The sequence below is a fragment of the Paenibacillus thalictri genome (assembly GCF_004307995.1).
Lineage (GTDB): Bacteria > Bacillota > Bacilli > Paenibacillales > NBRC-103111 > Paenibacillus_AF > Paenibacillus_AF thalictri.
On sequence record NZ_SIRE01000014.1, the window covers coordinates 1 to 13,380 of the forward strand.

Genomic DNA, 13,380 nt, shown 5'->3' on the forward strand with positions numbered 1-13,380 from the left:
GACCGGGATGGACGTACCGCTGGTGTACCAGTTGTCTCGCCAGAGGCACGGCTGGATAGCCAAGTACGGAAGGGATAAGCGCTGAAAGCATCTAAGCGTGAAGCCCCCCTCAAGATGAGATTTCCCAATTAGTAAGACCCCTTGTAGACGACGAGGTAGATAGGTTCGGGGTGGAAGCGCGGCAACGTGTGCAGCTGACGAATACTAATCGGTCGAGGGCTTAACCAATATTATGCTGAAGTTGATTCGCATCCGGTTTTCAGGGAACAACCATCCCTCGATTTCTTTATGCGGTTGTGGTGGAATGGCAGACACGCCATCTTGAGGGGGTGGTGGGCTTCGCCCGTGGAGGTTCGAGTCCTCTCAACCGCATCATTTATAATTTGCGTTCGTGGCGGAATTGGCAGACGCGCTAGATTCAGGTTCTAGTGGGGTAACAGCCGTGGAGGTTCGAGTCCTCTCGAGCGCATCAATAAAATCAAGGGTTTCATCCTTCGGGTTGAAGCCCTTGATTTATTTTTTGGACTGTTTTGCTAACATTTTACTAACATCGCATGAAAATTGGCGTATGAATTGATTTTTCGGTACTCTCAGGGTTGGATTATGACTAGCATGGGAGCAGATGGGATGTAGTCACGAAGGTGTTGCAACGAACATGCAAGTTGCGACAGTTCATCCGTATGCTGCGGCAACCTGGTATGATCGACTAAGACAACATATACTACCTATTTAAGTCAAGCCCACCGGTTCAACGGGCGGACTTGATTTAATCGTAGTACGTTTTCCAAAAACTGCTCTTCAAGGTGATTTCGTCGAAGCTTAATTGCAAATGGATTTTATTCCATAAGTCCAAGCTCTCGTGCTTTCAGCACGGCGTCCATGGAATTATTCACATCCAGTTTGCCGTAGGCAGCGGAGGCATGGGATTTGACCGTATGTATAGTAAGCCCGGTATACTCCACAATTTCTTTGTATTTATACCCCTTTGCAAGCAAACCCAGAATATGTTTTTGCTGCTTGGATAATCTCACTGCTTTTGGATTCAATTGGATAGCAAGTCCTTTTTTTCGTTTGGATTGTTCGTAAGCGGCAAAGGTGACCTCATGTATATATTTTGCTTTCAGCGTTCCTGTGTAGCTTTTCTTCTCTACTTTGAGGGATATTTTGCGAAGAATAGGCAAGACTGCCGCACCTTCCTCCGCAAATATCCGCACATAACCGTATTCTTGGGCGGCGGAAAGTGCAAACTCCAGCGTATGCTGCGCTTCCTGGCGTTTGCCCAGTGCCCATTCAAGGATTGCCTTCAAAACGTCGGCTTCTGCGATATCAAGCGGCCGTTGAAAATCTTCGCCCAGTTTTTTCAGCCTGATAATATAGCGCATGGCTTCGTCTGATTTTGCAAGCACCATATAGGCTCTGGCCGTCGTGAAATGCTGGGTGATTTTATACAGCTCCAAATCTTTGACGGGGGTCACAAAATACTGTTCGAACCATTCGGAGGCCGCATGCTTATCTCCGTCAGACAGGCGTACTCTGGTTTCATACGCCTTGAAATTCGGCAGCAGGTGGCTGTTGTTTTGCTCTAGAACCCCCGCTTGAACCTCAGCGAGCTTCTCCTCTGCCTCCGCCTTTTGGCCAAGAGCGGACAAAATAATTGCCTGCGTAAGGGCTGCGCTGAAGCTGGGCTCGCCCACAAACTCTCGCGGCAATATGGATACCGCAAGGTCACAGCAGGCTTTTGCCTCCTTCAACATATTCCTTTCATAATAAAGCATGGCGCGCAGCGCATGAGCCATGTACGTGTTGAGCCTACCGAGCAGGACGGTAAATACCGGCTCCGCTTTGCGCGTTTTTTCTTCAATGTCCGATGCAAAGTCCGAGTAATCCCGGTGACAGCGGTGAATAAAAGGCAGCGCATTCATCAGAGTGGTCGCTCTGGAGGTGCTTCGGACGACGACATCAATAATTTCGGAGGTTAGCAGATCGGACACACTGAAGATCGGGCGGCGAAAATCGATGGATCTCATAAACAGTCCATATCTGATGAATGTCTTATGTTGTTCCATGATTTCGGGCAGCTTGGCGTATAACTGATCCAGATAGGTGCAAAACCGCTGTGCATCGCCAAGCAGATAATAGTACCAGCACTGGCTAATTAAAAGATAAGATTCATTCTCCGTAAAATTCTCTGGAATGCTGTCTCCCAAAAGATGAAGGTCCTGCATGGCAACGCGGGCGGATACCGCACCGCCTTGGGTGCTGTATTCGGACATTTCCAGCATGTCGATGGTAAGGGCTTCGAAATCTTTCGCTTTCACCGCAAAACGTATGCTGCTGTAATACTCCCCTCTTTCCCGATAGTAGGCAGCGGTGGAGCTATAAAGCTCGTCCTTATCCAAGCTCGTATCTTCTTCCAGCACATTCCTCAAAAATTGTAAAAAGATATGGTAGTAACGATAGTGCTGCCCCCCATCTGTACGACTGACAAAGGAGTTGGCGGCACAGAGCCTGTCCAGATGAGCTTCGCTGTCCTCTCTGCCGGTCAGACGATTTGCAAGCGCTGCGGTCATTTCATCTACTACACAGGTCATCAGCATGAACTGCTGCAAGTCCCTGTCAAATGGATCCCAGATATGACGTCTCATATATGGGTATAAAGAATGATCAAGTTTTCCCCCTGGCTCCAACTGTCCGTTCCTGGCGACTACGTGCACGCCGATAGCCCAGCCGCCGGTGACGTCTTTGACTGCAAGGGCTTCCTCCGGTGTAATGTAATGGCCGTAGGCTTTGAAATATTTCTGTATTTCAAGCTCGGAGAAGATCAGCTCCCCGGAGGTAATCCGGGCGGCCCTTCCTTCGCTGATCGGGGACTCCATGTACTCGGTATGCTCCTCACGGGTCAGAAGCAATGTGACCAAGGAAAGGGGCAGACGTTTTAGGATATAAGGAAGGGATTTACGGATCTCCCTGTCCGTAATCAGGTGTGTGCCGTCAAGCACCAATGCGTAAGATGCGGAGCCAAAATCAAGGTGCGATAAAAAGTTGATGGTATGCTCTACCGGCGAGACGGTGAAGTCCGGATTTCTAAGCAGCTCCGCTATAACCTTGTTGTCAGGGGAAGCGGACAGCAGCCCGGTGCAAAGCAGCTTGTAGAAAACAATCGGAGAATTATCATATTCATCCAGACTGATCCAAATGCTTTTTCTTCCTGAAGCCGCAAGCCAAAGAAGGGTGGACACCGTTTTACCAAAACCGGCGGGTGCGGACACCAGGATGACTCTTTTTTGAGCATATTGATGGAATGTATTCAGAAGTGCAGGCCTTGGCACGCAAATATCAGGTAGTTTTTCCGGTATGAATTTTTCGTTTAACAAATGGCTGTTCATAACCCCCTCCTCCTACTCAGGATAATATATTTTTCTATAGATCATACGAAAGATTTAATTCTTGTATGAAGAAATTCAAATGAAAATCAGTATTCTTAAATGAATAGTATCATACTTATCGAGAAAATAAGCATTTTTATAAAAAGTTTTTTTGAAAAAGCTCATACAAGGCTGATTGTTGTTTTGGCTGATATAGCTATAATGAGAAACGTATTTTGGGATTTGCCAAACGCTTAAACATAGGTGGGAAAGCTGGAGGAAAAGGATATGAATCCATACAAACGAATTCCGCGATTGCTGGCGGCGCTCTTGTCCGTTGTCACGGTGCTGGGATGGATGTCGACTGCGGAGACGGCAAGAGCGGCAACGACTACGGTTAAAGTGACTCAGATCGCAGCGGCTCAGAATAATTCCATCGCCTTGAAGTCGGACGGCACCGTCATCGCATGGGGAGACCAGGTCGCCGGTTGGGCCAAGCCGCCCGAGGGGCTAACAGACGTGGTAGAGATTTACGCCAAAGACACCACCTTTCTGGCTCGCAAATCGAACGGCACGGTTGTTGCTTGGGGAAGTAATAACTTAGGCGAGACGAATATACCTAATGGCCTGAACAATGTCATCTCCATGGCAGCAGCAGGCAGCCACACCTTGATGGTATCGAAATCAAGCGTTATCAGCGGTACCGGTACGGTAATCGGATGGGGGCTCAACGGGGATGGACAATCGGCCGTGCCGACTGATGCGCAGGCTGCGGTCACCAAGGTGGCGGCAGGCACTTATTATTCGATGGCTTTAAAATTTAACGGCACGGTCGTCGATTGGGGGTCGAACGGGGGCGGCGCGACAAGCAAGCCCGCAAATTTGTCTAATGTGGTCGCTATTGATGCCGGATACATGTATGCACTGGCATTAAAGTCGGATGGTACGGTTGCTGCCTGGGGGCAAGAATATAACGGGAACGGTATCCTGGGTGTGTCGGGCCTGACGGGTATCACAGCCATATCGGCCAATAGTACGCACGCATTGGCGTTGAAGAATGATGGCACGGTTGTCGGCTGGGGGAATAATACGAATGGGAAAGCAACCCCGCCAGCCGGACTTACGGATGTTGTAGCGATAGCAGCGGGTGTCAACCACTCCCTGGCATTGAAACGTGATGGCACCGTCGTCAGTTGGGGATCGCAAACATCGGTGCCAGGTAACAATGAGTTGAGTAGTTTGACGATTACGGAGGGTGCCCCTTCCCCCGCGTTCTCTCCCTCCGGCACTTCGTATCAGTATGACATCGCCCCGGGGGCAACAAGCGTCCATATCAACGCAGTTTTGAAGGACTCTGCCTATTCCGCGCTGTATATCAATGATCAACCGCAAACAAGCGGCTCCACGGTCGCCGTGTCGGTTCCGGCTACCGGAGCTGTGATCAAGGTTCGAGTAGAACCTTATATGAAGGCACCCAAAACCTATATGCTAACGGTGTCGCGCGATCGGGTTCCTCCGTCTGTAACCTTCTCTCCCAATGGTAGTGGCAGTACAACACCATTAAGAACGATTACGACCGTCGTCCAGGTCACAGATGCGACGAGTGGTATTGATGGGTCTACATTGGAATATGCTTGGACACAAACGGCTTCTGCTCCCGCCAGCGGGTGGGCCAGCTTCTCTCTCCTTCCCTATACACAACTCGCGCAATTCACGTACGTCGGTGCAGATGGGAGCTGGTATTTGCACATCCGGGCTAAGGATTATGCAGGGAATGGGGTGAACGTGACGTCGGAACCGTTCTTGATTGATAACACGGCTCCGGTGTTAAGCGTGACGATGCAGAAGGAGACGGAGGGCGGGGATGACTATCTGGAAGATACCTGGTCAAACAAGGATGTCGTCATAACCGCCGCAGCGATTGATGCGCTAAGCGCTACTGTAACAGTTAAGTATACACTTGACGGCGGTAAGACATGGACGAATTATTCAGGTCCTATCACGATATCTGATCCGGGGATTCACACGGTTATCCTTCAGGCAAGCGATGCGATAGGCAATGTGCAAACCGTCAGTCGCACCGTAAAAATCTCCAAGAGTGATTTAAAGCTGACGATAACAAAGGTGAAGGTGACTGGCGGCGGCGATTATTCAAGCGGGGAATGGACGAACAGCTCTGTCCGGGTAACCGCTACGGCAGAAACCAAAGCAGGCGAGACGATTGCCTCCTTTACTTGGTCGTTGAACGGAGAAGATCAAGGGAATTATACTGCTGGGACTCTAATATTTTTCTTCACTGACGGTATGAACTCTGGCGAGTTTAAAGTGACCGATTCTCTTGGGAATAGCTTGATCGCTCCATATACGGTTAATATTGATAGGACGGCGCCAACGGTTTCCTTCAGTCCGAATGGCAACGAATCATCGGCACGGGAGGCTTCGGTAACGGCAACGGTTGCCGACAGCGGCGGCAGCGGGCTGGTAGACTCCACGCTGGAATATGTGTGGACGCAAAGTAAAACTACTAGACCAACAGAAGGCTGGCAACGGTTGAGTAATAGCCGTACATTGACGAAAGCAGGCGTAGATGGGGATTGGTACTTGCACGTTCAAGGAAAGGATACGGCAGGCAATGGGGTATACGCGGTATCCAACCGCTTCGTACTGGATAATTCAGCGCTGAACAGCACGATCAGCCCGAATACAGGCAGCTTCGATAAGAAGGTGTCTGCGCAAGCCGATGTAGACACGACGCTGATGCTGAACGGCAACACGTTGGAAGGAATCAGCAATGAAACGCACGAGCTCATATCCGGAACGGATTACGTGATTACGGGCAACACGGTGATTATCCAGATGAGCTATCTAGCCACACAGCCGGAAGGAACCGCAAGCCTGACGTTCGCGTTCAGCGGCGGAGCGGCTCAGACGCTGACGATTACGATCGACGACACAACACCGTCGAACAGCACGATCAGCCCGGATATAGTCAGCTTCGATAAGAAGACTTCCGCGCAGTCGGATGTGGTGACGACGCTGTCGCTAAACGGTAACACGTTGGCTGGTATCAGCAACGGAGGCACTGCGCTTGTGTCCAGCACCGACTACACGGTGACGGGCGCGGGCGATACAGTGACGATTCTGAAGAGTTATCTGGCTGCGCAGCTGCTAGGAATAACAAGCTTGACATTCACGTTTAGCGCGGGGGCGAATCAGACGTTGATCTTTATGATCAGCGACACGACACCGGGAGTGGAGGCTACGCCGACGATTGCGATCGATTACGTTAATGAAGAGCTTACAGGCTTCGAAGACGGCGGTGGCTACACGATCGGCGGTACTCCGGTATCTCCTGTCGGGGGCAAGCTGGATGTTGCGAGTTACCTTGGAGCGGCCATCGCTATCGTGAAGAAGGGCGACGGAACGACCACGGTCGATAGCGCCGCCCAAAACCTTGCCGTCCCTGCAAGACCGGCAACTCCGACTGCAACCGGCGTGAACCCGACAACCGTTGGCGGCACAGGTGAGCTTACAGGCGTTACAACCGCGATGGAATATAAGTCGGCAAGCGGTACATGGACAGATATAACGGGTACGGAAGTTACTGGCCTTTCGGCAGGCACCTATCAGATTCGCGTCAAAGCAACGGCATCCAGCTTCAAGAGTGCCGAGCAGATCGTTACGCTCACAGCACCGGGTGAGTACACCGTTACGATTGGGAACGGCGGGATCGGCTCAAACGGCAGCGGAAGTTACACAAGTGGCGTGACCGTCACCGTCTATGCCGGAAGCCGAAGCGGCTACAGCTTCACCGGCTGGACTTCGACAGACGGCGTAACCTTCACTAATGCAAGCAGCGCGACAACCAGCTTTATCATGCCAGGCCGAAACGTGACCGTCACAGCTATATTCGAGCCGATCCCCGTAACCGCCTACAACCTGACGGTAAGCGGCAGTTATGCGGAGATCCCCGGGGCTGGCAGTTATACGGAAGGTGTGACAGTCTCCGTCTATGCCGGGAGCCGAAGCGGCTATATCTTCACCGGTTGGACTACGACAGACGGCGTAACTTTCGCTAATGCAGGCAACGCGACAACCAGCTTTATTATGCCAGGCCGAAACGTGACCGTCACAGCCAACTGGAGCTATAACGGAGGCTCGTCTTCTGGTGGCGGTTCGAGAGCAAATAGTTCTTCGTCCGAAGCCGTACCAAGCATCACCATCGACAAAAGTCCCGGTCAGCCCACTGTGGTATCCGTAAACCTGACCGCAACGGCGGATCAGATCGGCGTTGCTTCTGTCATCATTAGGGAGGCGCAGATAAAAACATGGATTGATGCGGCAAAAAAAGAAGCGCAGAACAAAGGAAATATGGCTGACGGCATCGCTATTGTCTGTTATATCCAGTTCGGTGCGAACGGGAACAGCTTCAGCGTGAAGCTGGAGCAAGGTACCGTTGCTCTGCTGGAAAAGGAAGGTGTGAAACGTTTTGCTGTGAACACCTCGCTTGTCAGCTTTTCCTTTGACCCAGTAGTCATTCAGGAAATGAAGTCTCAAGCATCGGGCGATGTCACGATCGCAGCCAGTCCAGTCACTAAGCTGTCCAAAGCGGCAGGCGCGCTGATCGGCGTCCGCCCGGTGTACGAGCTCACCGTCAGCTATCAGAAGGACGGCCAGACTGCGTATGTAACCAAATTCGGAAAAGGCTCAGTTACATTGGGTATCTCTTACAAGGCTGCTTCGGGTGAAAGGACCGGCGACATCTATCCCGTCTATGTAAACAAAGACGGTAAGCCGCAGCTTTTGATCCGTTCCCGTTATGACAATGGCAAGCTGGTATTTAACAGGAGCAGCTTGTCCATTTACGGAGTGGGCGTTCTGGAACCGGCTCCGGCGTTTAACGATACGGCGGAGCATTGGGCGAAGGAAAAGATTGATTTTGTCGTCAGCCGGGGGCTAATTGCTGGCACAAGTGCGGCAAACTTCTCGCCGGGCACGGCGATCACTCGAGCGGACTTCCTTATGGCGTTGGGTAAACTCTCCGGTGGCGACATAAGTGACTACAAGCAAAGCAGCTTCACGGATGTTTCAAGCACTAACCCTGCCATGCCCTATATCGAATGGGCGGTGCAGAACAAGATCGTACAGGGCGTGGGCAATAACCGGTTCAGTCCCGACAGTCCGATTACGCGTGAACAGATGGCTGTGATGATGGCGGGATTCGCCCAAACTACCGGCTACAAGCTGCCTGTTTACCGGCAGGCCGTCACCTTTGCCGATGGTGCCGAAATCAGTTCATGGGCACAAGATGCGGTAAGAGCCATCCAGCAAACCGGTGTTGTGGAAGGAAAAGATAACAATCGGTTTGATCCTGCCGAAAACGCGACCCGCGCGGAAGCTTCAACTATCCTGCAACGATTCGTGGAGTATGTCATTGACGAGGGCAGGTAGCATGCCGACCTGAATCGGCTGACTGATTATCGTGTTGCCGCGCGTGGTTCCCCGACAGGAGACTGCGCGGTAACAGCCGTAGAGGTTCGAGTCCTCTCGAGCGCATCAGCAAAAACCTTTAATACCATCCGATAAAGATGGCGTTAAAGGTTTTTTTATGTTCAAATTACTCTCTTTGGTTGTTGTTGAGAATAGTTATCATTTATAATGGTTGTTATGTTATTGTTCTTCGGAAGGGAATGGAGTACAGCAATGAACCTCGATGACCATATCATGTTGTGGAATCATACTTTTATCAAATTAATGGATGTTCGTCATATGGTCATGGATCATAAGGGGGGGCTGTATTCCTACAGGCTGCCGGCCAGTGCGTTCATCTATGTTGCAAAAGGCCGGGGCATATTGCGGCTCGACGGTTCCGAATGCCAAGTCGAGAGGCATTATATCGCACATGGCGGCAAGGGGTTATATCTGGAGATTTGGCCGGATGAACATTTGGAATATTTCATCGTCATGTACAAGGCCACGTTGCCCGTGCCGCGGCGAAAGGATCTATTAAAGCTGATGGAAAGGCATGATCCGTTTCAAATGCAATACGGCTTTATACCACATACTCCTAGTCTTTTATACGATAGAATGGGAATGATGTACCAGAGTTGGCGTCAGCCCGATATGCTCGACAAACTGCAGGTTAAAGCGATATTTTATCAATTTGTATACGAACTGATGCGACAGATGCATGAACAAACCATTTCGGTCACCAAACCGGATCCTGTGGAGCAGGCTATTCGTTATATGCATGAACGATATAAAGATCCTGTCACTCTCGAATCTTTGGCGGAAATGCTGGATTGCAGCACACGGCAGCTGCTGCGAATGTTTAAAAACCGGGTGAGCGCAAGTCCAATCGATTATTTGATTCAGTTTCGAATGGATAAAGCCAAGGAGCGCTTATTACATACGGATCTTACTTTAAAGGAAATTGCCGATAGTGTCGGTTATGCCGACAGCTATTATTTCAGTCGTATTTTTAAAAAATACACAGGTTTTGCCCCCAAGGACTTTAAGTTATGGGCGCACCATATGGGTGTCGGTCGGAATAATCCATCCGTCTTGTCGATATATCCTATTGTTTCAAGAAAGCTCCGAAGGTATATTGATGACTATGAGAATCGTTATCAGTATATCGGAAAAGGAGACGTTACTATGTACGGTAAAACCGCAACATCTATGGCGGCCGTATTATTTATTTGTTTGACATTGCTGCTAAGCGCATGTTCCGGCAGTTCGGCTTCAATTCATACACCTACAAAAGAAGCGGCTGCGGCAAACAGCAAGGAGATGACAGCGGCATCGCCAACCGGACTATCTGCGGGAATCGACGCTCCTCGGCTCGTCAAACACGCAATGGGGGAGCAGACGATAATCGGTACCCCGAAACGTATTGTCGTTTTGACCAATGAAGGAACCGAAGCGCTGCTTGCTGTAGGCGTCAAGCCAATCGGTGCCGTACAATCCTGGATCGGAGATCCATGGTACAACCATATAAAGGCGGAGATGAACGATGTCACGGTTCTCGGCAATGAACTGCAGCCGAATATGGAACTCATCGCCACTTTGAAGCCGGATTTGATCATAGGCAATAAAGTGAGACAGGAAAAAATGTATGAGCAGTTAAAAAGAATTGCGCCAACTGTGTTTTCGGAGGACCTGGGAGAAGACTGGAAGACCAATTTCAAACTGTATATGGAAGCGATCAATAAAAAAGAGGAAGGCGACAAAGCGCTGGCCGCCTTTGAACAACGTGTTGCCGACGTCAAAGCTAAGCTGGGAAGCAAAACGTCAGCCCGCATCTCGGTTGTCCGATTCTCCGCTTCGCAGGTGCGTATTTATCAGAAGCTGACCTTTTCGGGTGCTTTGTTGAGCCAGCTGGGATTCGCCCGGCCGGCCGCTCAAGATAAAGACGGCAACATCGAAGTCGTTACCAAGGAAAGAATTCCCGATATGGACGGGGATGTGATGTTCTGTTTTGTTACGGAAACTCCGGGTAAAACCGATGCCTCCGACGTTGTCCAGCAGTGGATGAACGATCCGCTGTTCAAGGAGTTAAACGTGTATAAGACACAAAAAATAAAGCAGGTCGACGAAGCGATATGGAATTCGGCAGGGGGATATAAAGCGGCCAATTTGCTTTTGGATGAGCTTAGCGCATATTTTGAGGTGAAGTAATGAACGGTGATGCCTTAGTTTCGTTTCTCAAGGCATAATATCCCCTACACGAAGGCAGGTCCGTTAATGGACCTGCCTTCATAGCAGGAGGCATATCACAATCTGGCTGCCTATATGGCATTGTTTAACGATGGAACAATACGCTGTTGTTAGATGTTGGTTTCCTATTCCGTTTGTTTCAGAAGGAGATTCGGGTAATTAAACTCCCCGCGGTAATTCGAAGCATTGCAATGCGCGTATTTATCCGGCACAACGACAGGATTTGCGTCAGCGGGGCGGTCCTGCGTATAAATGTACATACATTGCGGGTCCCACAGTACGATTTCGTCGCGGCCGTCTCCGGTCAAATTAAGTACCTCCGCACACAATTCGGGATGTCCATCATCGGGGAACGTGACGACACGCCGCCCGCGTCCGTCGATCAGGCCGCCGTGCCGGACGCTGCCGTTCAGCAGCACCAAGTCGCGCCCGTCGCCGGTCCAGTTAACCGGCGTGATCAAGTTGCCGTTGCAGGTTGGTTCGAATTGATGGAGCAGCCGGCCGGAGCCGTCAAAGAAATAGACGATGCCTTGCTCGCCCCAGAAGGTAGATACGCATAGTTCCAAGCCGCCCAGATCGGGACGGTAGTTGCCTGCGCTGACGCGTTGGGCATGGCCGATCATGTGTTTATGGACCAGCTTGCCATTCATATCGGCGATCATAAATCCCTCCTCGCCGGAAGCGATGGCGATCAGCGGATCCGGGCGCTGCGGGTCCCAATGGCCGATCAATATTTCATCGGTGTGATCGGTCTCGACAGGCAGCGTCCAGAGCAGCTTGCCGTCATGATCGACTAAATGGTAGCCGATGAACATCTCCTCTTTGCCGTCCCCGTCGACATCCGCCGTATAAGGAAAATGCCCGGTAATTCCTTCATGAAACGACCAGAGCGGCTGCAGCTCGCTGTTGTATACCCAGACGCGGCTGTAACGGTCTTTGATCAAAATGTCTGTCGGCGACGTCTTGCCGGAGAAGTTCGCAATACGGATCGCGTCGACGTTGATCCGGTCGAACGCATACTCGCGATACGGCACGCTGTACAGTGGACTGGATGTTGAGGAGGAAAGCGGCGTCGGTGTAGATTTTTTGACCTTGCCGGTGCGGCCGTCCAGAATCATTAACTTAAAGTTGCGCGCGACGATCACTTCATCGAAACCGTCGCCGTCAATATCGCATACTTGGAACGGCAGATCGGCTGAGAGTAAGGCGTGGTCATCGATTGTACTCGGTTCGCCAAGCTGCCACAGCACTTCGCCTTCCAGCGTAATGGCGGTTAGACAGCTGATGTGAGCGTAAGCATCCTTGTGGCCGCGCTTTTGATGTTGAGCCAGCACGATGTGCAGTTTGCTGCCGCCTGTCAGATGGCCGAAGCGGATTTGCCTTGCCGTGCCGAAGTTTTTGAAATCGATCGTCTTCCACAAGCGGGGCTGCGGATATTCGCTGCGAAGCTGTGCCAGCTCCAAGGAAGCGGCGCGTACCGCATCGATCCACTGCCTATGGTGTTCATCCTCCATGGCGACGTGAATGTCAGCGTATTGGGCGGGCATACGCGAGGACAGCCCGATTTTGCCGTGCGTGTAGGAGGTGTCTTCAATGCGCAACAGCTCGTTGCCATCTACAGAGGCAATGAGGGCGGAGCCGGAGCAGACAACCTGCAGCCTGTAAAAGCTGTCGCAATCATAAGCGAACGGCAAGGACGCCAATTCGGCGATTTCGGCTTGATCTCGTTTCAGCAGCACGAGTTTCCTATCCTCAAAACCCAGAAAGTAGTAACGCCGGCCATGCTGGTACCGAAACAGAATGCCGGTGTGCGAACGTGTCGAGAGCGGCCGAACTGTCGCTTCCAGTGTGTAGTCCCGCCAGCTGTCTTCACCTTTGACAAGCAGCGGCCAATGCGCGGTAATCGCCGCTTGCGGGCGCGTTTGCTCCATGTATTTCACGCCGTCGTCTTCCGTAACAATCCAGGTCGGACCGGTCCAGCCGTAATAGACGACAGGGTCGTGCCAACCGCCGTGGTTGCCCTCCGACGGATAATAGTGATATTCCCCAATGGCGGAATGTTTCGGATCGTAGGGAAAAGGCCCGATGGCAAATTGACTGAAGTTATCCTGCAAAACGGTGATCATAGGTGTTATCCTCCAAACATTGGTGATTTAAATGCGTGATAAGCTTTACGGTAGCGACGCCCCCGTAAGAAGCCCCGCCAACACCGCAACGCGCGCCAGTAGGGCGCGCGTCGGGTAAGCGATCAGCTGCGTAATGAGATGTGAACCGTTACAGCCCGGCCACGCAGGGG

The 13,380-nt window shown here is 51.2% G+C and carries 4 protein-coding genes, 2 tRNA genes and 1 rRNA gene; 5 read left to right on the forward strand and 2 right to left on the reverse strand.

The features are described from left to right. The 3 genes from EYB31_RS19730 to EYB31_RS19740 form a co-directional block, all read left to right on the forward strand. A 23S ribosomal RNA gene (locus EYB31_RS19730) occupies positions 1-228 on the forward strand; the annotation flags it as partial. Between the two features lie 62 nt (positions 229-290). Continuing rightward, positions 291-372: transfer RNA gene (locus EYB31_RS19735), tRNA-Leu, on the forward strand. A gap of 13 nt (positions 373-385) precedes the next feature. Then, positions 386-469, forward strand: a tRNA-Leu gene (locus EYB31_RS19740). Positions 470-836: 367 nt separating this feature from the next. Here the strand turns inward: EYB31_RS19740 and EYB31_RS19745 are convergent. Then, on the reverse strand, positions 837-3,386 hold the full coding sequence (locus EYB31_RS19745) for a winged helix-turn-helix domain-containing protein (protein ID WP_131015142.1): 2,550 nt from the start codon (positions 3,384-3,386) through the stop codon (positions 837-839). Between the two features lie 267 nt (positions 3,387-3,653). On the opposite strand from EYB31_RS19745, the gene EYB31_RS19750 reads away from it, so the two are divergent. Both EYB31_RS19750 and EYB31_RS19755 read left to right on the forward strand, forming a co-directional pair. After that, on the forward strand, positions 3,654-8,816 hold the full coding sequence (locus EYB31_RS19750; RefSeq protein WP_131015143.1) for a X2-like carbohydrate binding domain-containing protein: 5,163 nt from the start codon (positions 3,654-3,656) through the stop codon (positions 8,814-8,816). Between the two features lie 252 nt (positions 8,817-9,068). Next, a complete protein-coding gene (locus EYB31_RS19755; RefSeq protein ID WP_131015144.1) occupies positions 9,069-11,045 on the forward strand; it encodes an AraC family transcriptional regulator in 1,977 nt (658 codons plus the stop codon). A gap of 164 nt (positions 11,046-11,209) precedes the next feature. On the opposite strand, the gene EYB31_RS19760 is transcribed toward EYB31_RS19755, so the two are convergent. Continuing rightward, positions 11,210-13,210 (reverse strand): rhamnogalacturonan lyase family protein, encoded by a 2,001-nt coding sequence (locus tag EYB31_RS19760; protein WP_131015145.1) that lies wholly within the window; start codon positions 13,208-13,210, stop codon positions 11,210-11,212. Positions 13,211-13,380: the final 170 nt, after the last annotated feature.